At 50.8% G+C, this 22,990-nt stretch carries 17 protein-coding genes; 6 read left to right on the top strand and 11 right to left on the bottom strand.

Annotated elements, in window-relative coordinates:
- The 6 genes from PsW74_RS29545 to PsW74_RS27465 all read right to left on the bottom strand — a co-directional run.
- Positions 1-818, bottom strand: an 818-nt coding sequence (locus PsW74_RS29545; protein ID WP_275506035.1) for a Na+/H+ antiporter NhaC family protein, incomplete at its 3' end; no start/stop codon positions are given.
- A 118-nt stretch (positions 819-936) separates the two neighbouring features.
- A complete protein-coding gene (gene arcC / locus PsW74_RS27485) occupies positions 937-1,869 on the bottom strand; it encodes a carbamate kinase (protein ID WP_063286925.1) in 933 nt (310 codons plus the stop codon).
- Entirely contained in the window at positions 1,869-2,873 is a 1,005-nt protein-coding gene (gene argF / locus PsW74_RS27480; protein WP_063286926.1) for an ornithine carbamoyltransferase, read from the bottom strand. The genes arcC and argF overlap by 1 nt, the downstream gene beginning before the upstream one ends.
- A 55-nt stretch (positions 2,874-2,928) precedes the next feature.
- Positions 2,929-4,155, bottom strand: a complete 1,227-nt coding sequence (gene arcA / locus PsW74_RS27475; RefSeq protein ID WP_063286967.1) for an arginine deiminase — start codon at positions 4,153-4,155, stop codon at positions 2,929-2,931.
- A gap of 122 nt (positions 4,156-4,277) precedes the next feature.
- Positions 4,278-5,678, bottom strand: coding sequence for a YfcC family protein (locus PsW74_RS27470; RefSeq protein WP_063286927.1), 1,401 nt, complete (start codon positions 5,676-5,678; stop codon positions 4,278-4,280).
- Between the two features lie 305 nt (positions 5,679-5,983).
- Positions 5,984-7,168, bottom strand: a complete 1,185-nt coding sequence (locus PsW74_RS27465; protein ID WP_063286928.1) for a GAK system CofD-like protein — start codon at positions 7,166-7,168, stop codon at positions 5,984-5,986.
- A 372-nt stretch (positions 7,169-7,540) separates the two neighbouring features.
- Here PsW74_RS27465 and PsW74_RS27460 point away from each other — a divergent pair, with 372 nt between their 5' ends.
- A complete protein-coding gene (locus PsW74_RS27460) occupies positions 7,541-9,367 on the top strand; it encodes a long-chain fatty acid--CoA ligase (protein ID WP_063286929.1) in 1,827 nt (608 codons plus the stop codon).
- An 85-nt stretch (positions 9,368-9,452) separates the two neighbouring features.
- On the opposite strand, the gene uxaC is transcribed toward PsW74_RS27460, so the two are convergent.
- The 5 genes from uxaC to PsW74_RS27435 form a co-directional block, all read right to left on the bottom strand.
- Positions 9,453-10,868, bottom strand: coding sequence for a glucuronate isomerase (uxaC, locus tag PsW74_RS27455; RefSeq protein WP_063286930.1), 1,416 nt, complete (start codon positions 10,866-10,868; stop codon positions 9,453-9,455).
- Between the two features lie 95 nt (positions 10,869-10,963).
- The gene (locus PsW74_RS27450; protein ID WP_063286931.1) at positions 10,964-12,442 is read right to left on the bottom strand and encodes a mannitol dehydrogenase family protein; all 1,479 of its coding nucleotides are present in this window, start codon (positions 12,440-12,442) and stop codon (positions 10,964-10,966) included.
- A 15-nt stretch (positions 12,443-12,457) separates the two neighbouring features.
- Positions 12,458-14,857 (bottom strand): glycoside hydrolase family 31 protein, encoded by a 2,400-nt coding sequence (locus tag PsW74_RS27445; RefSeq protein WP_063286932.1) that lies wholly within the window; start codon positions 14,855-14,857, stop codon positions 12,458-12,460.
- A gap of 53 nt (positions 14,858-14,910) precedes the next feature.
- Positions 14,911-16,233 (bottom strand): TRAP transporter large permease, encoded by a 1,323-nt coding sequence (locus tag PsW74_RS27440; RefSeq protein WP_063286933.1) that lies wholly within the window; start codon positions 16,231-16,233, stop codon positions 14,911-14,913.
- Positions 16,234-16,244: 11 nt separating this feature from the next.
- On the bottom strand, positions 16,245-16,769 hold the full coding sequence (locus PsW74_RS27435; RefSeq protein WP_063286934.1) for a TRAP transporter small permease: 525 nt from the start codon (positions 16,767-16,769) through the stop codon (positions 16,245-16,247).
- A gap of 655 nt (positions 16,770-17,424) precedes the next feature.
- Between PsW74_RS27435 and PsW74_RS27430 the strand changes: the two genes are divergently transcribed.
- From PsW74_RS27430 to PsW74_RS27410, 5 genes are all read left to right on the top strand, one after another.
- A complete protein-coding gene (locus PsW74_RS27430) occupies positions 17,425-19,224 on the top strand; it encodes a glycoside hydrolase family 2 (RefSeq protein ID WP_063286935.1) in 1,800 nt (599 codons plus the stop codon).
- Positions 19,225-19,237: 13 nt separating this feature from the next.
- Positions 19,238-20,002, top strand: coding sequence for an FCD domain-containing protein (locus tag PsW74_RS27425; RefSeq protein WP_057464761.1), 765 nt, complete (start codon positions 19,238-19,240; stop codon positions 20,000-20,002).
- Positions 20,003-20,061: 59 nt separating this feature from the next.
- A complete protein-coding gene (gene uxuA / locus PsW74_RS27420) occupies positions 20,062-21,246 on the top strand; it encodes a mannonate dehydratase (RefSeq protein ID WP_063286936.1) in 1,185 nt (394 codons plus the stop codon).
- Positions 21,247-21,422: 176 nt separating this feature from the next.
- A complete protein-coding gene (locus tag PsW74_RS27415) occupies positions 21,423-22,175 on the top strand; it encodes an ATP-binding cassette domain-containing protein (protein WP_208980839.1) in 753 nt (250 codons plus the stop codon).
- Positions 22,168-22,983: a metal ABC transporter permease gene (locus PsW74_RS27410; protein ID WP_063286938.1), complete on the top strand. Its 816-nt coding sequence runs from the start codon at positions 22,168-22,170 to the stop codon at positions 22,981-22,983. Before PsW74_RS27415 ends, PsW74_RS27410 begins: the two co-directional genes overlap by 8 nt.
- Positions 22,984-22,990: the final 7 nt, after the last annotated feature.

Below are 22,990 nucleotides of genomic sequence, written 5' to 3'. Positions count from 1 at the left end.
CCGCCCGCCAATGCACCAATAAAGATGGTCGTAAACGGCGGGTAGCGGACAATTGCCAGTCCCAAAACCAGCAGGAGCGGAAGGAAATTGAGCAAGGTAATGTCGTAGTGCTGCTCAATGCTGGTCAACGTGCCTTGTGCGACAAAGTCTCCGGGTTCTCCGAGCCACCAGAAGAGGGCTAGCGAAATGATGAGAGCAGGTATGGACGTCCAGAGATTTTCTTTGATGTGAGTGTAAAGATTAGATCCCGCCGCCGCAGTTGCCAGATTAGTTGCATCAGAAAGTGGGGAGGATTTATCTCCGAAGTAAGCGCCCGACAGGATAGCGCCGGCAGTGATAGCCGGATCGAGGCCCATCTTTGTCGAGATTCCCATCAACCCGATACCAATGGTCCCTGCAACAGTCCACGAACTACCAATACTGACCGAAACCAAGGCGCAAATGATGACGGTCGTGAAGTAGAAGTAATTTGGGCTAAGGAGTTGTAATCCATAATAAACCATCGCCATGATAGTACCGGACATAGCCCATGTGCCGATCAGCGATCCCACTGCAAATAAAATGAAGATCGCATGAAGGCCGGTGCTCACGCTATCAACGACAGCATCCTTCAGTTCATCAAAGTGAAAACCATGAAACAGCGCCACAAAGCTGGCGATCAGGGCACAAAACAAGAGCGCAATCTGGTTTGGTCCTGAGGAAGCTTCATCTCCAAACAGATAGTAGGAAAGCGCAAGCAGGATGACAAGCGAGGCAACGGGAATGATCGCTCCGGCCAGCGACATTTTTTGAGAATATGGGGCTGGCACTTTGGCCATATGCAATTCGTCCTTTGTGTTCCTGTTGTTTTTGATGGGCAAAATGAAGCCCAAGGACAATCAAATGCATTTGATAACAGGAACGCCTCAAAGCTCACTCAGCTTCGGGGCGTTCATCTCAGTAAAACGTGGTGTCACCAGTTGCTGTGGTGATTGAAGTCCCTTTCTCTCCCAAAATTGCTTGAGGAACTTCAGCGAGCGTGCATATGACGGATTTCTTGCCGGTTTGCCGTGCAAAAGTTTGTGCTGCTTCTACCTTTGGTCCCATAGAACCTGCAGCAAAACCGTAGGCATCCAGTGCATCTGGAGAGGCCGATTTGATCGCGCGTTGGCTCGGTGTACCCCAATCCAGATAAACGGCATCCGCATCTGTCGCCATAATATAGACGTCAGCATCAATCTCTTTGGCAAGAAGGCCTGAACACCGGTCTTTATCGATCACACATTCCACACCAATGAGCTTCTTTTCTTCGTTGTACATAGTTGGAATGCCGCCTCCACCTGCTGCGATGACAAGTACATCATGGTCCAGAAGCCACTTGATAGGCCGGATCTCAAAGATGTGTTTGGGTAATGGGCTTGGCACAACACGCCGCCACTTATCTCCATCTTCTCGAATGGACCAGCCTTTCTCATCGGCAAGTCTCTCCGCTTCTTCTTTGGAGTAAAGCGGACCGATGGGCTTTGTTGGATCTTTGAAAGCCGGATCGTTCGGATCAACTTCAACCTGCGTGAGGATCGTGGCAAATGGCTTTTCAAAGGGCAGGAGGTTCCCAAGTTCCTGCTCGATCATGTAGCCAATCATGCCAACTGTTTCAGCACCCAGCACATCCAGAGGGTAGGCCTCAACCTGCTCGTAAGCAGCACCTTGCAGAGCCAGCAAGCCGACCTGAGGGCCATTCCCGTGCGTGATGACTACCTCATGACCATCATCATAAAGTGGCGCCAGCGCTTCTGCGGCGATCCGTGCATTCTTTCGTTGGTTTTCAGCAGTCATTGCCTCCCCACGCCGGAGAAGGGCATTTCCGCCAAGAGCGACGACAACACGCATTATCGGCCTCCAATCGTCGCAACCATGATGGCTTTAATTGTGTGGAGCCGGTTTTCAGCTTGCTCAAACGCCAGATTTCGATCTGATTCAAAGACATCTTCAGTCACTTCCATCTCGGAGATACCGAACTTCTGGAAGATCTCTTCACCCACCTTAGTTTCCCGGTTATGGAAGGCTGGCAGACAATGCATGAAGAATGTGTTCGGGTTGCCGGTGCCTTCAATCAAGGCCTTGTTGACCTGATAGTCACGCAGCAACTTGATCCGGCTGTCCCAGACATCCGGCGGCTCACCCATGGAGACCCAGACATCTGTATGGATGAAGTCAACACCCTCAGTACCTTCTTTGACATCATCCGTAATTGTGATGCGTGCACCATACCGTTTTGCATTGAGTTCGGCTGCTTTCAGCACATGCGGTTCAGGGTGCAGCTCTTGCGGGCCAATAATGCGAACATCACAGCCACATAGAGCGCCCAGCATCAGCAAAGAGTTGCCCATGTTGTTGCGGGCATCGCCCAGATAGGCAAAGGAAATCTCATGCAACGGCTTGGGGCTGTGTTCGGTCATTGTCAACATGTCAGCGAGCATCTGGGTTGGATGCCAGTCATCAGTCAAACCGTTATAGACCGGGACGCCAGAGTACTCGGCGAGAGTCTCAACGGCCTTTTGCCCGGAACCGCGAAACTCAATGGCATCGAACATCCGACCCAGCACACGTGCGGTATCCTTCATGGACTCCTTGTGGCCGATCTGAGAGCCGGATGGATCCAGGTAGGTGACATGTGCTCCCTGATCGTGAGCGGCAACCTCGAAAGCGCAACGGGTACGGGTAGAGGTTTTTTCGAAGATCAGGCAGATGTTCTTATCGACAAGCGTCTGCCGTTCTGTTCCAGAGTATTTGGCTCGCTTGAGATCACGGGCCAGATCCAGCATGTAAAGCACTTCGCGTTGGCTGAAGTCTTTGAGCTTGAGGTAACTGCGACCTTTCAGATTGAAAGCCATTTTCCTTACTCTCCATCTCTTGGATGTTTTTATTGTTCAACGGAGTTTGAAAAGACTAGAACTCCACGGCGTCACGCACTGTCGGACAGGTCATGCAGTGTCCACCACCGCGACCACGACCCAGTTCAGACCCGTCAATGGCGATGACTTCCACACCGGCTCGTTGGAGTTTTGAGTTTGTGTAGGTGTTTCGGCGATACCCAACCACGACACCAGGTTCGAGGCAGACAACGTTGTTGCCATCATCCCATTGCTCGCGTTCCTGATCATAAGCATTGCCGCCTGTGGTCACCACATGCAACTTCTGCATACCCAGCGCATTGGCGATGACATCGAACAGATGTCCTTCATCCTGCCTGTAATCGACACTCTCGGGTTTGTCTCCAGGACGGATCGAGAAGCAGATGATCTCATCACAAACGCCTGAGAACGCTGTTGCTTTGTCGCAATCAAGAAGGGTGAAAACAGTGTCCAAGTGCATCGCTGCACGGCTCTTTGGCATCTGGCAGGCAATGACGCGAGTTGCTGCCTTATTGCGGAAGAGGGCACGCGCCACTTGGCCGACAGCTTGAGGTGTGGTGCGCTCACCCATCCCAATTAAAACAACCCCATTGCCGATTGGCATGACGTCGCCGCCTTCCACGGTAGATTCATGGAAGTCCTCATCCGGATCACCCCACCAGAAATTGACCTTGCCCTTGAAATGAGGGTGGAATTTGTAAATTGCAGTGGTGAGGAGCGTCTCGTTCTGGCGCGCCTGCCAGAACATCGGATTAAGCGTAACGCCGTTATAGATCCAGCAGGTCGTATCGCGGGTGAACAAGGTATTCGGTAAGGGTGGAATGACAAAGTCGTTCGGGTCCAGATAACTCCCAAACACACCTGTTGGTTTGAACCCTAATTCACACCGCGCAATGCCGCCAATCAGATGATCCGCGAGGAACTTCTCGGGCTGCTCGTAAAGCCAGGCCCGCAGGTCCTCGGCCATGCCATAGCCAACGCGATTGTGTGTGATACGCCGTTCCAGCACCCACTTACGAGCTTCCTGATCCTCCAGCGTCTCTTTCAGAAGATTGTGCATCTCCAGCACATTCACACCGCGCTCTTCCATTCTGAGGCAGAAGTCGTAGTGGTGTTTTTGCGCTTCTCGAACCCAGATCACATCATCAAACAGCAACTCCTGACAGTTGCCGGGCGTAAGGCGCATATGCGCAAGCCCGGGACGGCAAACCATCACTTCTTTCAGTTTGCCAACTTCCGAATGAACACCAAATTCAGTCATGTTGCAGACTCCGTTCCAGAATTCTTGTTTGTGAGAGATCAGTGTCTCTATGTTTGGTTCAGAGGTTTGATTTGTGCGGCGCAGAGGCATGCTTGCCTCTGCGAAGATTGGAGAAACCGCCTCTAAACGCTGAGCGACAGCGCGAGTGAGATCAAAACGAACAGAATGATCACGAGCGGGATGGCAAACCGAAGCCACTTGTCATAAGGCACGCGCCCAATCGCAAGGCCGCCCATCACAACGGCAAAGGTAGGGTTGAACAGGTTCAACAGCCCACTGGCGGATTGGAAGGCTGTGACCACATATTCTGCCCCTACATTGGAGAACCCTGCTAGCGGGGCCATAATCGGCATGGACAACACAGCAAGGCCTGAGGAAGAGGGCACGAAGAACGACAGCACCAGTTCCAGCCAGAACATCACATTGATGAAGGCAACTTTGCTCAGCCCACTGACGGCCTGCTCGGACCAGTAAAGGATCGTATCGGTAATTGAACCAGCATCCATCACCACAACGATACCGCGTGCAACCCCGATGATCAGCGCGACACCAAGCAGATCACGTGCACCATCCAGGAAGTTGTCGACGAACTCGTGTTCACCTTGTCGGGCAACGATCCCCACGAGAATAGAGGCAGCAAGGAAGAGGGCAGCCATTTCGCCCATCCACCAGCCAAGAACAGCAACGCCGTAGATCAACAGGCCGAATGTGACGACGAAGATCGTCATGATCCAACCGTGCTTCGCCGTGAAATCGGGAATGTCGTCCGTTGAGACACCTTGCAGGAAGTGTTTTTCGTTTTCATCCTTCATTTCGGAAACAAGGGAAGAAGTGTGATCAGCCTTCACCTTTGCAGCGTAACGCATGACCCAAGCCACACAGACCAACCAACCAACAATCAAGATAAGGAAGCGAAGACCGATGCCGTCTGTAAAAGGCACACCAGCTGCATTAGAGGCGATTACAGTTGCAAACGGGTTGATGGTTGAGCCAAGCGTTCCGATGCCTGCACCCAAAAGAATAACGGCAACACCCGTCATAGCGTCATAACCAGCGCGGATCATCACGGGAATGATGAGCGCGTAAAACGCAAGGCTTTCCTCCGCCATCCCATAGATCGTGCCCCCGGCTGCAAAGAAGGCCATCAGTATGGGGATCATCAGGTTCTCTCGCCCCTTCAATCCCGTCATAATCTTGGCGATCCCTGCATCAATTGCACCTGTTCGGGTCACAACCATCAGGAAGCCACCAATCACAAGAACAAAGACCGCAACATCAATTGCATTCGCCGTGTAGGAGATCGGATCATAAAGACCTGCAATTGGAGCCATAAAGACTTCAACGGGACCTTGAGGATTAGCCTCTACCAAATGATAGGTGCCGGGGACCGGAACTTCCTTATCGAGGATTGGGTTGATCACCCGATCATATTTACCAGCAGGGACGAACCAGGTTGCAATTGCAACAAGAATGATGAGGGCAAATAGAATTGTAAACGCGGTAGGAAACTTGAACTTCGACATTTGCTTTTCCGCTTGGTTATGTGTCGAATGTAAACATGCTCCTGCTACCTAATATCTATGCGTATACTTACGTCAACATGTCTTCTGCTTCTTGATTAAGCGTCATCACAAATGAAATATTGCAAAGCGTTGGGGTGTTTTTAAGTAAAGTTGAAGATGATGTTTGAGGTGACCTAACTATGTAGCCGTGATCAACCTGCGATAGGGTAAAGCAAGCTACTGCAAATCATCTGCTTCTGTCAGATGGTGTGCTGCGAAAGGCATAAGTTGTCAAAATACAGTGAGTTAACTGAACGAAAAAGACTTCAGAGAAAACTCAATAACATGCAAACTAGTTTTTCCGGGTCGTAATAAGGAACCGAATGTGTGCTTGTCAGATCAGCACCAATCAGGGAAATGCCTTGAGCTTCCAGCTCAGCCCAATCAAACTCAGCAGCATGTTTTTCATCTGTGACGATAAAGTTGAGCAACTTGTCTGTTGGCGTATCTTTCCCCGCATCAGCGCGCAAATGTTTCAAGAGTGCATCTACCGTCTCATTTGGACTCATCCCGAATTGCTCGGGATCATTGCCGAGGTTGGGTACATAAACTTTCGGGTTTGAGCTACGTGCAATAGACTTGCCCACGCCCTTTGGCAGAAGATTAGCGATCAGGCTGCTGTGAAAGCTTCCCGGAGGATAGCAGATCATGTCTGCAGTCTCGATAAGATGCTGCTTTTTAGGAGAGACCTCAATCTCCACCGGATCACCTCCGGCCAGAGAACGGGTCAGATAGGTCCGTTTAATCTTGCTTGCAATGGGCGAGGTTTCTTTGCCAGTCATATTATGCTGGCCCACAATGATCTCACCAGAATCCAATTCAACAGCCAGATGCAAACGTGCATCAACAGTCGCCAGAACCGTGCCGAGTGTGTTTACCAGTTTTGAGAACAGGAAGATAATCGGATCAAGCTTCTGATTGTTGTTCAGATACCCCCCGGCAAGGATTAGGTTCCCGATACTGGCGCCTCTCAGATCGAAGTCTGATGGCATCGCATCATGAAAAAATGCCAGCTGATGCCGGATCAGGCGTCGCATTGGATTGGGAACCCGTGCGATCAGTTGATCATGCCCTTCCAACAAATCCACCAGTTCACCATGCAAGTCCTCAAGAGAAGCCGTTTTTGGAAACCGATGTGTGAAAAGACGGTAGATCTCGGACTGCCCAAGAACACTTTCATCTGCCAGTGCGATCAAGCGTGAGCGCAGATCTCCAATTGCGGGCATACCAAAGGCATGACGTAAAACAGCAGAACTTCCACCGCTATCAAACGGTGTCATCAGGTGAATGGAGTTGTGGGTGTACTGCTTCAAAGCGCGGGCTGTTGGATTAAGCGCGCTTCCTCCGCTGAAGAACAAGAGGGCAGGGCCAAGTTCTGGCAGACGCTTGTAGCGACTGATGCGAACAGGATCTGGTAGGTTTAGACCGCGCGTAACACTGAACTGCTGCATAAATGAACTTGCCCGACTGAGTGATTTTCGATCCCTGTTACCATAGGAGATCTATTCTTCTGGTTTACCGCTAAATTGCAGAAACCACTCAACTAAATAAACAGCATCCCCAAAGAACTCTAGCGATAATGATTAATCTTTAATGCCTCTAAGAAGCATTAAAGTAAATTTCCAATTAGATATATCAGGAATTCAGTAAAAACTCTGTCAAATCAAAAATGAATATTCGTTGCTCATGAACCAGAGAGATGAAAATAAGAGAAAATACCTGTAGTTCTTGTGGGTTTGATGGGTATTCTTGGTATCTGTATTTGACACCGACAAATTCAGAGGATGTAAAGCTCTGGAAATAATAAAAATAGAGAGAATAACATGAGTTCGCAGGCCCGGCCCGTTGCTCAAGCACAAGCTCAAAACACGTTTAAATCCATTCCCCAAGCATTTATGGAATCTGTCGAACGCCTTGCCGACAAACCAGCATACTTTGTTCGTGGGAAAGATGGATGGGAAGCAACGAGCTGGACCGAATATGGCGAGCAGGTAAGTAACGCTGCAAAAGCACTGCTCGCACTGGGCGTTAATCCCGGCGATGCCGTTTGTATTTTAAGTTACAATCGTCCTGAATGGACGATCATGGATGTAGCTGCCATGATGATCGGGGCTGTTCCAACGGGCATTTACTGGACAGCCGCCGCTCCTGAAATCAATTACATCCTGCGCCATTCGCAAGGCCGCATCTTGCTTGCTGAAACCAAAGCTCAGCTCAAAGGCATAGGCGAGCAGGCAGAGAATATGCGCCACCTGCGTAAGACCATTCGTTTGGATGGGCGCGTCGAAAATCCAGATCAATACACATGGGCCAGCTTTATGTCCCTGGGTGAGAACAGCCCTGGACTGGATGCTGAGCTTAACCAACGCCTCAATGACATTGTTGCCGAGGACATTGCACTCCAGATTTACACCTCAGGGACAACAGGTCTGCCGAAAGCAGTGCAGATCAGCCATCGTGCAATTCGCACAGAGTCCGATGCATTGAATCTGGCCTTCAAGCCGACACCGGCTGACCGCTATATTTCTTATCTGCCCATGGCTCATATCGCAGAGCAGTGCGGCACCATCATTCAGGCTTGTGACACTGGCTACCCGGTTTACTACGCTAAGTCCGTGACCAGCCTCGGCGAGCATTTGCCAGAGGTGAGGCCGACTGTAACATTCGGTGTTCCGAGGATTTTTGAGAAGATCAATGAGAAAGTCGAAAAGCAGCTCAGCAAAGAGAAAGGCTTCAAAGGCAAGCTTATTCAATGGTCTCTTCAAACGAGTAAGGACTGGTACAAAGAAAGCATAAACGGCAAGTCTGCTGGTTTGGTGCTGAACACCAAAAAGAAGATCGCAAACCGCCTCGTGCTCGACAAGATCAAGCACAAGATCGGCCTCGACAAAATGCGCATGTTCGTGAGTGGTGGAGCGCCCGTATCCAAGCGTGTTCTGGAGGCCTTTACAGGACTGGATATTGTCATCCGCGAAGTCTATGGCCAGTCAGAGAACTGTGGTGGTGCGACCATCAATATCATTGGAGCAACCCGTCTGGGGTCTGTCGGTAAGCCGATGGATGGTGTCACGATCAAAATCGCCGCAGATGGTGAGATACTCTGCAAAGCAGACACCAACTTCTCTGGTTATGCGCATGACCCTGCCGCAACAGATGAAGCTTTACGCGATGGTTGGCTCTACAGCGGTGATATCGGCTATTTCGACAAGGAAGGCTATCTCTTTATCACAGGCCGTAAAAAAGAGCTTATCATCACGTCTGGAGGTAAGAACATCTCGCCTGCGTTGCTTGAGCAAGACCTTATGGAAATTCCTTTTGTCGAATATGCGGTTGTTGCAGGCAACAATCAGAACTTTTTAAGCGCTCTGATCACCATTGATGGGGCGATGGCACAGCGATTTGCAACCGAGAACAACATTAAACCAGAAGATGTTCTGAAATCAGATCAGTTGCGGAGTGTAATTCAGGCCAGCATCAAAAAAGTGAATGCACGTCATTCGCGGGTTGAACGCATTCGCAAGTTTGAGATCTTACCGGATGGCTTCTCGATCCAGACAGGCGAACTGACGCCAACATTGAAGATCAGGCGTGCTAAAGTGCTCAATAACCATGCTGATGCTCTGGAAGCAATCTATAAGCACGACGATTAAAGCAGGTCCCTGATGTCAGAAACCCCTTGGTCCAGAGGCATGGTCCAAGGGGCTTCCAAGGGATAAAGCAGGGGCCAAAGCTTACCTACTTTTCATCAAGGAACCAGTTTGCTGCATTGTTGTAGCAAATGTCCCTGATCATGCCTCCCGCAAGCTCAAAATCACCCGGAATGTAGCCCTTATCCATCCATTCCCCAACGATCCTGCAAAGCAAGCGACGGAAATACTCGTGTCGAGGGAAAGATAGGAACGATCTGCTGTCTGTCAACATGCCGAGGAACTGAGAAAGCAGTCCCATCTGCGCAAGCTGTGTCATCTGGCGTTCCATGCCGTCCAGCTGGTCATTGTGCCACCAGCCTGTTCCTGCTTGAATTTTGCCGCCGAAGGAACCGTCCTGGAAATTTCCGGCTGTTGTTACGACAACTTCGTTCTTGGTTGGATCAAGAGAATACAGCACAGTTCTGGGCAATGCTTTTTCACGATCTAACGTGTCGAGGAACTGGTTGAGTGGATTAGCAAGCTCACGATCATCAATGCCATCACAGCCGACGTCTGGCCCCAGCGCTTTGAACATGCGGCTACGGTTGTTCCGTGTCGCGCCAATGTGCATCTGCATCACCCAGCCACGTTTTGCGTATTCCTTTCCTAGGAACACCTGAACAGCTGATTGAAATGCAGTCACATCGTCAATACTCAGCGTTGCTCCACCTTGCCCTTCTTTGAAGATGCGGTTCAATTCGGTGCCGGACGGAACCGGACAGAACAACATGGAGTCCAGACCATGGTCCGCCGCACGGCAACCATGTCGTCCAAAGTGATCCAGCCGAATGGAAAGTGCCTCAAGCAAACGCTCATACTTGTCGATATGGAAACCAACGGTTCTGCTGAGTTTCATGATGTAATCAGGAAACGTCGGCTTATCGATCTTAAAGGCCGGGTCAGGCCGGAAGGTAGGCCGAACAACCATTGTAGAGGTTGGATCCTGCGCGATCATCTTATGCCAATGCAGGTCATCGCAAGGGTCATCAGTCGTTCCCAGCATCTTCACGTGCTGCATCTGCAACAGGCCACGAGCGGAAAATGGTTTGGTCGCAAGCTTTCCGTTACAAACTTCCCAGACAGTCTCAGCAGACTTCTCTGAGAGGATCACACCCTCCAGCCCAAAGTAGCGATACATCTCCAGATGCGTCCAATGGTACAGCGGGTTCCCAAGAAACTTCGGCATCACGGAAGCGTAGGCGAGGAACTTCTCTTTGAAGCTGGTGTCCTTGCCGGTGATTAGGCTTTCATCAATCCCAGCCCACCGCATAGCACGCCATTTGTAGTGATCGCCCTCAAGCCAGACGCGGCCAATATCATCAAAGCGATGATCTTCAGCAATAGTCTGCGGACATAAGTGGTTGTGGTAGTCCACGATTGGCATTTCAGCTGCATAGTCGTGGTAAAGCCGCTGTGCTGCTTCTGTCTCGAGGAGGAAGTCTTGTCCAAGAAATGGCTGCATCGTTTTTGCCCTGAGGTAGGGGGATTGATCCTGTGACCAATCCCTGAGTATGAGCGTTTGCTCAGCCTGTGACCGAGCAAGGATTTTCGTAAAACCTAGTCAACCAAATCAGCGACGGCCTGCGCGGCACCTTTTTCTGCCACTGCGCAGTAGGCCTTGTGAACCGCTTTCTTGAACTCATCGTTAGCAACAAGTTCAGATGGGAACACAGAATCCAAGGCAAGCAGAGTATCGACATAGCTTGTTGCGTCGCCGCTGTCTTTGGCGACAATTTCGGCAAGCTTCTCTTTCATCGGATCAACTACTTCGTAGCTTTCGCCATTGCGATCCGCGCGGATGTAGTTCATCCAGCCACCAATACCGAGCACCAGATGACGATAGTTGCCGCCATTGGCCAGATGAAACTTCACAGAGTTTAACCAGCGCTGCGGCATCTTCTGTGTTCCATCAGCAGCAATCTGCCAGGTACGGTGTTTCAGCTTGGAGTTGGAGTAGCGTTTGAGCAATGAGTCAGCGTAGGCCACCAGATCCACATCACCCGGAACATCCAATGTGGGAAGCTGTTCATCCACCATCAGCTTGCGTGCTTCCGCGTAAAACACAGGATCGGCAGCGCAATCCGCAATGGTCTCCTTGCCAGCAAGGAAGCCAAGGTAGGCAAGGAAGGAATGAGAGCCGTTCAGAGTGCGAAGCTTCATCTCTTCAAACGGCTCAACATCCGTAACAAGTTGCGCGCCAGCAAGCTCCCACTGTGGTCGTCCAGCTTTGAAGTTGTCTTCAATCACCCACTGGCGAAACGGCTCACATACGATGCCGTTCAGATCAACTTGTCCGCCAAGGCTGTCACGGATGAGGTCTCGAGACTCGTCAGTCAGCGCAGGCACAATGCGGTCCACCATGGTGGATGGGAAAGATACATTGTCCTCAATCCAAGCCGCCAACTCTGCATTCTGCTTGGCAGCAAACTCACGAACAGCAATTCCGCAGAGCACGCCATTATGAGGAAGGTTATCGCAAGACATCACAGTGATTGGACCATTGCCAAGTTCCCGGCGTTTCGCAAGGCCGGCAACGATCAACCCAATTGCGGTTTTGGGAGCAGAAGGGGAAGCGAAGTCCTGCTGGATCATCGGATTGTCCAGATCCAGCGCCCCGTTCGTAACGCAATAGCCTTTTTCGGTAATGGTGAGAGAAATGACCTTCAACTGCTCTTCGGCTAGTCCGTCGATCAGCGTTGAAACGCCATCGCGTGCTATGTGCTGTGTTTCGCAAACAGCGCCGAGGAGCCGGGTATTTGTGCCTTCATCAGCAGTCTCAACCAACGTGTAGAGGTGATCATTCTCTGCCAGCTTATCGAGCAGATCCGGCGTTCCGAACAACTCAATCACCCGCAGGCCCCAATCACCACCACCGGCAGCAAGTGTTTCGTGCAGATGCATTGCAACGTGAGCACGGGCAAAGGCACCAAAACCAATATGAGCAACACGCGGCTTTAGTGATGTACGATCATAAGATGGGACAGACACATCACCTGGAAGCGCATTGAGATCGAGTTTCTGAAATTCAAAAGTCATAGGAGGTGGACCTTATCAAAGCTCATTGAATGAGAAAGTGTGAGTGTCATCCGAAACCTGTTGTCCGTTCACGACCACAGTTGGAACAAGACCATTCGGTGAGCGGCCTTTGATGAAAACGGAGAGTTCTCGTCCATCAATCTCAAGTGAACCGCTGCGGTACAAAGTTAAATTTTGCTCGTTAGAGGTGCTGGAAAGAACCATATGCAAGGTGTTGTGCGTGCCATCGAGCCATTTATGGCTGATGCCATCATCTTCAAAAACAGCAAGCTCTCGCTTTCCGGTGCCTTGGAACGGGAAGATCGCCAGAGCTTCAAGATGGCACTCAGTGGTGTTTTTAGCTGTTGGGTTAGCAAGCGGGATGACGGTACCAGCACGCGCGAACAGGGGGAGGCGTTCCAAAGGTGCATCAACAACGATGGTCTGTCCGCCCTTGTGATACGCGCCTGTATCGAATTCGTACCAGCCATCGCCATTATCTGGCAGATAAACCTCACGTGTTGTCGCACCTTGTTCAACCACAGAAGCAACCAACAGGTCCTTGCCGAGCAAATAGTCATCTGTCTCCGCAAAGGCGCGCGCGTCTCCTTCGTGATCAAGGAATGTTGGGCGCAAAAGCGGCTCATCCATCACATGCATATCGTGCAGCATGGTGTAGAAATACGGCATCAGATGCTGACGCAGTTGGATGGCATTGCGGATGAGGGGCGTAACTTCCGGATACATCCAGGCTTCATTGACCGTTGCATCATCATTCCACGAATGGATCGTGAAACGCGGATGCATGACGCCATTTTGAACCCAGCGAACAAACAACTCAGGATCAGGACGAGCACCAGAGAAGCCGCCCACATCGTGGCCGACATTGTAGATACCTGACATCGACAGGCCGAGACCCATCTTGATGTTGTATTTCAGGTTGTTCCAGCCAGTTCGGTTATCACCAGTCCACGTCTGTACATAGCGTTGCAAGCCGGGGCAGCCACTGCGAGAGATAAGATAAGGGCGCTCTTCTGGTGCATACTCGACCTGTGCTTCATAAGAAGCACGCATCATCAGGAAAGAATGAAGCGGACGAATGAGCCCGACCTCAATCTCATCACCAAACCCCTGACAGCGAGCAGAGAAATCCCAGATCTCATACTCGTTATTATCGTTCCAGGTGGAACCGATACCACGCTCAAGCAGCTGCTCGGTGACGTTGGCTTTCCACCAGCTCACAGTATCCAGATTGGTGAAGTCGAGGTGAGAACCTTCATCATCCCAGAACAGAGACCGTTCTGGCTGATCAACCTCACTGTCTTGAATGAACAGGCCTTTCGCTGCCACATCACCATACATAGGATGGTCCTGTAGTAGACATGGCTTGATGTTCGCGGCGAGATGAACGCCAGCATCCAGAAACTTTGAGGTCATGGCCTTTGGATCAGGACATTTCTCGTAGTTCCAGTTGAACACATAGCGTTTGGAGCCAATTGATGTGTAACCGGAGGAAAGCTGGAAACTATCGCAAGGAATGGAGTGCTCTTTGATCAGATCAGCAAAGCCTTCCAGTTGTTCCTGCGCATTCTCCGCATCGGTGTAATACATGGTCGAGCCGGAATACCCGAGGCTCCATTTCGGCGGGAAGATATGCTTGCCAGTCAGCCAAACCTGCGTCTTGGTCACCTCCAATAGGGAAGGGCCAAGCATAAAGTAATAGTCCAGATCTCCGTCTTCAGCACGGTATGATCTGTGAGGCTGATGATAATTGTCGATCTCATTGCCAAGATCAAACCAGCAGCTCACCAGATTATCGTAGAACACGCCATAAGAGACACCAGAACCCGTGCGTGTCAGCGTAAACGGCAGATGTTTGTAAAGTGGGTCGGTGGTCTCTGCATCATACCCCATCGCATCCAGATTACGCATTTCGTAGCGGCGACCATTGCGCAGCAGATTGCCAGCCTTTTCACCGAGGCCATAAATCCGGTCTTCTGCAGGTTGGCTGAAGAAATGCGAGTTCTTGTGGTCTTTAACACCAAGCATATAAGCGCCTGTAGGCCGTTCGCTGGCGATAACCTGGTATGACCCGTCTTCGCATTTTGCCTCCCAGATTATCTGAAGTGGCGTTTTCACGCAGACGCGCAAAGTCCGCGTCTCCAGTGTAAGTGTGTCCTCTGCAAGCTCTTGCTTAAACTCTGGCAGCGAAAAGCCTTCGACAGAAAGGCGAGACCGGCCTTCAAACGGTACCGGCGTTTCTGCCGGAGTTATGGACCATGTCCGTCCTTGCCGGAACTCACCATTCTTGCGCAAAAGAACCCGAACAAGCTTGTCTTCAAGAACGAACAGAGAAAGCAGATGCTTGTTATCTACAAGCAGGTCAACCCGGTTCTGTTCGGTCTCGATGTAGGACCACTTACCTAGCGTTTTCATTATGCTTCAACCAGTTTTGTTGGGTGTTGTTATGGTTGCAAAGTGTCTGTCTGTTATCCGCCGTAACCAAGAATGACCCGCGGCAGGAACAGGCTGATTTCTGGAATGAAAGTCACCAGCATCAGGATGGAAATCACCGCTGCATAGAACGGCAGCATTGGTTTGATTAGGTCCTGAATAGCAACCTTGCCTACAGAGCAGCTGATGAACAGCGCACTGCCCACTGGCGGCGTAATGATGCCGATGCACAGGTTGTAGGTCATCATGATACCGAAGTGCACAGGATCCATGCCAAGCTCAGTCGCGACAGGCAGGAAGATTGGTGTGAAGATCAGCAGCGCAGGGGTCATGTCCATAAAGGTGCCAATCACCAGCAGGCAGATGTTGATTACCAGCATGATGATGAATGGGTTTTCTGAGACATTCGCCAGTGCTTCACCAATTGCGTACGGAATGTCAGAGAACGTCATGGCCCAGGACATGCCGATAGAACACCCGATCAGCAGCAGCACGATGGAGCTGGTGATTGCACTCTCAAGAATGATGGTAGGTAGATCAGTGACCTTCACTTCGCGGTAAATGCCAACAGCCAGCAGCAAGGTGTAAACAACCGCCACCGCAGAAGCTTCAGTCGCTGTGAAGACGCCACCAATGATACCGCCCATGATGATGAAGATGAGCAACAACGGCAGGAAAGCATCAGCGATTTTGAAGAGGATCTCTTTGAAACTTGGCAGCGGAATCAGCGGATAGCCACGGTTTGCAGCAACGATGCCAGCCACAACCATCACACCAAGCCCCATCAGGATACCTGGCAAGTATCCGGCAACGAACAGCGTTGCCACGGATGTGCCACCAGAGATCAGAGAGTAAACGATCAGCGTTGAGGAAGGTGGGATCAGCATGCCAGTTGGACAGGAGGCAGCGTTCACCGCAGCAGAAAAGGCAGGGTCATAGCCTTCTTTGCGCTGTAGCGGAGACATGATGCCACCGATTGCAGCAGCAGAGGCTACAGCAGAGCCCGAAATGGAGCCAAACAGCATATTTGCCAGAACATTGACGTGTGCCAAAGCCCCCGGCAAACGACCACCAACAATCTTTGCCAGCTCAATCAAGCGGCGTGCGATACCGCCAGAGTTCATGATGTTGCCAGCGAGAATGAAGAAGGGGATCGCCAACAGCGTAAAGCTGTCCAGACCACTCGCCATCTTCTGTGAAACAACAAAAAGGGCCTGATCAAACGAGATCAAAAAGGTGATTGTTGCTGTTGCCGCCAGCCCGATTGCAAAGGAGATCGGCACGCCGAGTGTAACGAGAACGCCAAACACACCAAACAGAATAAGACCGCTTTGAAGCTCACTACTTAAAAATTCCATCAGACTTACTCTTATTTTGCAGCAGGATCAGTGGCGTCAGGTATCTGGTCGTTTGGACCTGTACCCGTGCCATTGACGAGACCAATGAAGAACTCAATGCAGTAGAACAGCATGATGCCGCCAGAGAACGGAATAGCTGCGTAGATGTAGCCCATTGGAACGCGAAGAGCGGGCGAGACCTGCCCGTTGGCGAGTGTCTTCAGGACCAGTTGTCCGCCGCCGTAAAGCATGACAACACCTGAGAAGAAGGCGATCGCCAGAATGATGAAGTAATCTGAAAACAATTTCCGATTGCCGACCAGTGAGCCGGTTAAAAGATCAATTGCCAGGTGTCTTCGCATTCCAAGCGTATAGGCCGCACCAATCAGGCCGATCCACATAAACATGAAACGAGCAAGTTCATCGGTCACGGTGCTTGGCGTGCCAAGAACGTATCTTGAAAAAACCTGCCAAACCACACACACCACGAGCACGACAAAAACCGACACCGTGACGGCCTTGAGGATCGTGTTAACTATTTTGGTCAGCGCTTGCATTTTATTTCCCTAATCCAGGTGAAGGCGCGGGCTCAGTATGCAGAAAGAATCTACAGTGGGCGACCAATTTCTCCTGAGGGGTTGTTCAGGAGATCTTGAATTCGTGAGAGGGTTTCAGTTGGAGATCTGCAAATCTACGGATATCCAATGAATCCAATTAAATTACCTCTCCTCCAATTAATTGCTGATTTTTGATTATTGGTCAACCAATATGATAAAATGGTTTGACAATGTCGCAGTTTTGTACAAATGTGACATGTGTGGAGAGAGGTTTGGTTGATCTCCTTTCTCCACAATTCAACGGTATCAGCGGAATTGCTCTGACCTCTTGTTTTTAAAGGAAGATGTAGAGACGGGAGCAACGCCAACCAATGGTAGCGTGCTGAAAGATGTATTCTGAGGCAAAGGGAAGGGGAAGAAACTCTCAATCAGCTATTTAAACTATTTATAACAGCAGCTTGAGAGTTTGGATTGTTGGTTTGATACATACATTTCGGAATGATGAAGCTCTTTGAGTGTACAGAGGTTCCGGTGTGATGATTTTCAGATCAATGGCACATTCGCCTGATTTTCTCAAATACATACAAATAGGTCGACCAACTTGGACGGATGTCCCAACAACGACGAAACCAATATTGGTCAATGAGGATCAGTGATGCTTGAGCGGATGGAAGGTGCCGATAACGGCCTGGCTTGCTTGCATGATGAGGACTATGACGTTCCTTTCAATAAGCAGAATCTGAACAGCAGCACGCTGATTTTCACGGGTGGCCGTAAAGCTGAGTCGCTAAACGGAGAGTGGAACTTCTGCGTCGACCTGCTGGATACCGGCCTGCGTCAGAAATGGTTCTCTTTCACTCCAGAAGCGCCGGAAGATAAAACTGAGCCTTACGATTACGACCCTTATGCAGGCGAAACCGTTCCAATCCCTTCGTGCTGGTCCATGCTCAAGGACAAATGGTACTTCTTTGAAGGCAGTGCGTGGTACACCCGCCCGCTGGAGTTAGAAGAACTGCCGGAAGACGAGCGCTTGTTCCTGAGAGTTGGAGCAGCGCAGTACGATTGTAAGGTGTTCCTGAATGGCGAGTTTCTCGGCAACCACTACGGCGGGTCCACACCATTCAATGTAGAGCTAACCGATCACGCAAAATCGGGTCGCAACTGGTTGATGCTGTGCGTGAATAACACCCGCACGCTGGATCGTGTCCCGATGCGAAATACCGATTGGTTCAACTACGGTGGCATTTATCGGGACGTAGAGCTCTATAGAACCCCGAAAACATTCATCTCAGATTTCTTCGCTTACCTGATCCCTGACAGCTCCTACGATAAAATCGCGATTGAGCTGCAGGTCAACGGTCCAGACAGAGCGTCCGTCACAGTCGAATTCAAAGAGTTGGGCATCAAGTCTGAGGTTCCCGTTGACAAAGACGGCTTCGGAAAACTGGTTATCCCATCAAAACCAGAGCTGTGGTCACCAGAACACCCGCGCCTCTATCAGGCAACAGCCTCTGTTGGTGAAGATCGTGTCGAAGACATGATCGGGTTCCGTCAGATAGATCAAGTCGGAACGGACGTTCTGCTCAATGGCAAGCCAATCTTTTTCCGTGGCATCTCCGTGCACGAGGATGACGAGTTTACCGGTAAAGTCTTGCGTGATGAGGATCTGGAGCAACGGTTCCGACATGCTAAAGAGCTGAACTGCAATTTCATGCGGTTCGCCCATTACCCGCACGATGAACGCGCGGCAAAAATGGCAGACCGCGAAGGCATTCTTCTTTGGGAGGAAATTCCGGTTTACTGGGCAATCGACTTCAAGAACCCGGATACCCTCAAAGACGCCCGCAACCAGCTTCAGGAGCTGATCAAGCGTGATCGCAACAGAGCATCTGTCGTCATCTGGTCTGTTGGAAACGAGAACCCAGACACTGACGAGCGCCTCTCGTTCATGAAGCATCTGGTTGATACTGCAAAAGAGATGGACCCGACACGTCTGACTTCTGCTGCCTGTCTCGTGAACCACACCAAGAACCGTATCGAGGATCGCCTGATCCAGCATATCAATGTGATCGGCATTAACGAGTACTATGGTTGGTATGAGGAGAATTTCGACGACCTGATCGACTTCCTGGACAACTCCGAGCCGGGCAAACCTGTGGTCATCTCCGAAACTGGTGCAGATGGTTACATCGGTGAGGGGAAACTGGAGAAGGGCTTCTTCAGTGAGAGTTACATGGCTGAGGTTTACCGCAAGCAGATTGCCACCTTACGCCAGCGAGAATTCGTAAAGGGCATCTCACCATGGATCCTCTATGATTTCCGTGTCGAACGTCGACAGAATATGTTCCAGCAAGGCTGGAACCGCAAAGGCTTGATCGCCTCAGACAAGAAAACAAAGAAAACAGCCTTCAAACTTCTTGCAGATTTTTATGCAGAGCTGAAAGCGAAAAACTGATCTGGATTGCACCATGACATTAGACTCGAACAGAAGACGTTATCAGGATGTGGCAGAAGAGCTGGTTCGCGATTTGGCGAACGGTGCTTTTGCAATTGGTGACAAGCTCCCTACAGAGCGCAAGATTTCTGAGGATCTGGGCGTTAGTCGGTCGCTGGTCAGAGACGCGATGATCATGTTGGAAGTGCAGGGGCTTGTTGATGTCCGCAAAGGCTCAGGTACTTATGTTCTTCGTCTTCCGGGTGATGTGACACCAGACAGTTCACTAGAGCAGGACATTGGCCCATTTGAACTGCTGCAGGCTCGCCAGCTGCTGGAAAGCAACATTGCAGCTTTCGCCGCAACAATGGCGACCAAAGCTGATGTGATGCAAATGCGCGAGACGCTGGCAAAGGAACGGGTTGAAATTGAATCTGGTTCCGGAAGTCACAAAGCTGACGAGGAGTTCCACCGTCTGGTCGCTCAGGCAAGCCAGAACTCTGTCCTGACTGAATCAGTTGAGCATCTTTGGACCCTGCGCAAACGTTCCCGCATGTGGGAGCAACTGCATCAGCGCATCTTCGACCAAGGCTATCAGATTAAGTGGTTGGATGATCACCAGGCAATCCTGTCGGCGCTGCAATGCCGGGATCCGCAAATGGCCCGGCAAGCCATGTGGCAGCATCTGGAGAATGTGCGCATGACACTGCTGGAGCTTTCAGATGTCGACGATCCTGCATTTGACGCATACCTGTTTGATACCGATCCGCTGGCAGCGGTGAACGATCTCAAAAAATAACCGAAGTGAAATGTTAAACCGGGCCTTGGCCCCAAAATTTGAAAAGCAAAGAGCTAAACATGGAACAGACTTGGCGCTGGTATGGCCCACATGATCCGGTCACTCTCAAAGATGTTCGGCAGGCAGGGGCAGCGGGCATTGTCACCGCTCTCCATCACATCCCGAATGGCGTAGTGTGGCCAGTTGAAGAAATTCAAAAGCGCAAAGACGAGATCGAAGCTGCTGGTCTTGTCTGGTCTGTTGTCGAAAGTGTTCCGGTCCATGAGCATATAAAAACGCGCACTGGGGATTTCGAAAAGTATATCGAGACCTATAAGCAATCTATCCGCAATCTAGTGGCCTGCGGCATCACCAAGATCTGCTACAACTTCATGCCTGTACTTGACTGGACACGTACAGATCTGACCTACGAACTAGAAACAGGCGCGACCTGTCTTCGCTTTGATGCAGATGTCTTCACAGCCTTCGATATCTTCATTCTCGAGCGCCCGAACGCTAAAGAAGAATACTCAGCAGAAGAAGTTGCGCGCGCAACCGCTGTCTTCGAGGCGATGTCTCAGGAAGATAAAGACGGATTGGTTAGAACGATCCTGGCCGGCCTTCCAGGTTCGGAAGAATCCTACACGGTTGCAGATATTCGCGCCCACCTGGAGCGCTACAACGGCATTGATGCGGATAAGCTAAGAGAGCATCTGGCGCTGTTCCTCAAAGAGGTCATTCCAGTGTGTGCAGAAACTGGAGCGGTGATGGCAATCCACCCGGATGATCCTCCGCGCCCTCTGCTAGGCTTACCACGGGTATGCTCAACTGAATCTGATTATGAATATATTTCGAAGGCAGTCGATGTACCTGAAAACGGCTTTACATTCTGCACTGGCTCTCTGGGTGTTCGGGCTGATAATGATCTTGTAGGCATTGTGCAGCGCTACGCCAAGCGCATCCATTTCGTCCACCTGCGGGCTACCAAACGTGAAGACAATCCGCTGTCCTTCCACGAGGCGGACCATCTGACTGGTGATGTTGATATGGTTGGTGTGATCTCAGCCTTGGTGGATGAAGAAGAGCGTAGGAAAGCATCTGGCTCTGATGATCTGATACCGTTCCGCCCAGACCACGGCCATGCCATGCTCTCAGACCTGCAAATGAAATCTGCACCGGGTTATCCAGCAGTGGGCCGTTTGCGCGGCCTTGCAGAGTTACGGGGTGTTGAAACAGCAATACGATCGATGCGCGAACCTGCATAAGCTAATTTCGGAAAATCAAGCATGAATAAGCCGGAGCATTGCTCCGGCTTTTTTGTACTCACTGTGAAATCAACGAATATTTTATTTGTGTAATATTATTACATAACATATAAAAGCCATCCCCTTCGTGGTGCTGCCCACGGTGAGTTGAGGTGCCTATTGTGCAATTGATTGAGATGGATGGAGTTGGGATCAAACGGCAAGGCCGTTGGTTGATCCAGAATGTGACTCTGAGTGTAAAAGCTGGTGAGATTGTAACCCTCATCGGGCCGAATGGCGCTGGCAAAAGCACGACCGCGAAAACCGCATTAGGCGTGTTGAAAGCAGATGCCGGAAAGATCAAGCGCAAACCTAATCTCAAAGTCGGCTATGTCCCTCAAAAGCTTGCCGTGGACTGGACAATGCCTTTGACTGTCGGCCGCTTGATGAGCCTGACCGCCAAACCGTCCAGGGCTGAGATTGATAAGGTGCTGGAGAAAACGGGCATCTCGCATCTCATCAATGCCAATGTGCAGCAGCTTTCGGGTGGTGAATATCAAAGAGCACTGTTGGCAAGAGCGATCCTGCGCACGCCAGACCTTCTCGTTCTGGATGAGCCGGTACAGGGTGTTGACTATTCCGGTGAGATAGCTCTTTACAATCTGATCCTCCAAATTCGTGAGGAACTGAACTGCGGTATCCTGCTCATTTCGCATGACTTGCACGTGGTGATGGCGCAGACAGATACAGTGGTCTGCCTTAACGGCCATGTGTGCTGCAGCGGCGCACCAGAACATGTGGCAGCCTCTGATGCCTACAAGCAGCTCTTTGGAGATGCTGCCTCACAGTCCCTGGCGATCTACCACCACCATCACGACCACAGCCACAAGGCCGACGGAACAATCGTTCCATCCAAAGGGGATTCTGGAGACTGCTGCAATCATGGATGATTTTATTCTAAGAGCCATGTTGGCCGGGATTGGACTTGCTCTCGTGAGTGGACCACTCGGTTGCTTCGTCGTCTGGCGTCGGATGGCCTATTTCGGCGATACCATGTCCCACTCAGCGCTTCTTGGCGTTGCGCTTGCCTTCCTGTTGAACATCAATCTCATGGTAGGCGTACTGGGTGTGACAGTGACGGTTTCCCTGTGTTTGCTCATCTTGCAAAAACGGGGGGCGCTCTCAACGGATGCTTTGCTGGGGTTACTGTCGCATTCGGCTCTTGCGCTCGGCATGGTCCTGATTGCGTTCATGAGCTCAGTGCGTTTTGATCTGCTCTCTTTGCTGTTTGGGGATATCCTCGCTGTTGGCAATGAGGACGTCATTGCAATTTACGCCTGCGCCGCAGTTATTCTCGGTTTGATGTACTTTCTCTGGCGCCCATTGCTGGCGTCCACGGTCAATCGGGAATTGGCGGAAGCTGAAGGTTTCAATCCAGACCTGACACAGCTCGTTTTCATGGTCATGATGGCAGCAATCATTGCCATTGCCATGAAGATTGTCGGCGTTTTGCTGATCACTGCGCTTCTGATTATCCCAGCAGCGACAGCGCGCTGGTTTGCCAGAACACCGGAGCAAATGGCCGTTGCCTCATCTATCATCGGTGTGGCGAGTGTTATTCTTGGTCTGGAAGGCTCACTACAGTTTGACAGCGCGTCCGGTCCATCCATCGTAGTGGCCAGCCTGTGCTTATTTTTGCTTTCATTGTTTGCATCCCGGCTCATAAACAGAGTATTGGGAAAGGAGCGAGGGCAGTAGAGCGTAT

This window comes from Pseudovibrio sp. W74 (genome assembly GCF_001623085.1).
Classification (GTDB): Bacteria; Pseudomonadota; Alphaproteobacteria; order Rhizobiales; family Stappiaceae; genus Pseudovibrio.
Note: the sequence above shows the minus strand (reverse complement) of the source record. Positions and strands in the feature narration are given on the sequence as shown.

Coding starts and splice junctions, on each gene's coding strand:
- arcC (WP_063286925.1), bottom strand. CDS start 1,869: ATGCGTGTTGTCGTCGCTCTTGGCGGAAATGCCCTTCTCCGGCGTGGG.
- argF (WP_063286926.1), bottom strand. CDS start 2,873: ATGGCTTTCAATCTGAAAGGTCGCAGTTACCTCAAGCTCAAAGACTTC.
- arcA (WP_063286967.1), bottom strand. CDS start 4,155: ATGACTGAATTTGGTGTTCATTCGGAAGTTGGCAAACTGAAAGAAGTG.
- PsW74_RS27470 (WP_063286927.1), bottom strand. CDS start 5,678: ATGTCGAAGTTCAAGTTTCCTACCGCGTTTACAATTCTATTTGCCCTC.
- PsW74_RS27465 (WP_063286928.1), bottom strand. CDS start 7,168: ATGCAGCAGTTCAGTGTTACGCGCGGTCTAAACCTACCAGATCCTGTT.
- PsW74_RS27460 (WP_063286929.1), top strand. CDS start 7,541: ATGAGTTCGCAGGCCCGGCCCGTTGCTCAAGCACAAGCTCAAAACACG.
- uxaC (WP_063286930.1), bottom strand. CDS start 10,868: ATGCAGCCATTTCTTGGACAAGACTTCCTCCTCGAGACAGAAGCAGCA.
- PsW74_RS27450 (WP_063286931.1), bottom strand. CDS start 12,442: ATGACTTTTGAATTTCAGAAACTCGATCTCAATGCGCTTCCAGGTGAT.
- PsW74_RS27445 (WP_063286932.1), bottom strand. CDS start 14,857: ATGAAAACGCTAGGTAAGTGGTCCTACATCGAGACCGAACAGAACCGG.
- PsW74_RS27440 (WP_063286933.1), bottom strand. CDS start 16,233: ATGGAATTTTTAAGTAGTGAGCTTCAAAGCGGTCTTATTCTGTTTGGT.
- PsW74_RS27435 (WP_063286934.1), bottom strand. CDS start 16,769: ATGCAAGCGCTGACCAAAATAGTTAACACGATCCTCAAGGCCGTCACG.
- PsW74_RS27430 (WP_063286935.1), top strand. CDS start 17,425: ATGCTTGAGCGGATGGAAGGTGCCGATAACGGCCTGGCTTGCTTGCAT.
- PsW74_RS27425 (WP_057464761.1), top strand. CDS start 19,238: ATGACATTAGACTCGAACAGAAGACGTTATCAGGATGTGGCAGAAGAG.
- uxuA (WP_063286936.1), top strand. CDS start 20,062: ATGGAACAGACTTGGCGCTGGTATGGCCCACATGATCCGGTCACTCTC.
- PsW74_RS27415 (WP_208980839.1), top strand. CDS start 21,423: ATGGATGGAGTTGGGATCAAACGGCAAGGCCGTTGGTTGATCCAGAAT.
- PsW74_RS27410 (WP_063286938.1), top strand. CDS start 22,168: ATGGATGATTTTATTCTAAGAGCCATGTTGGCCGGGATTGGACTTGCT.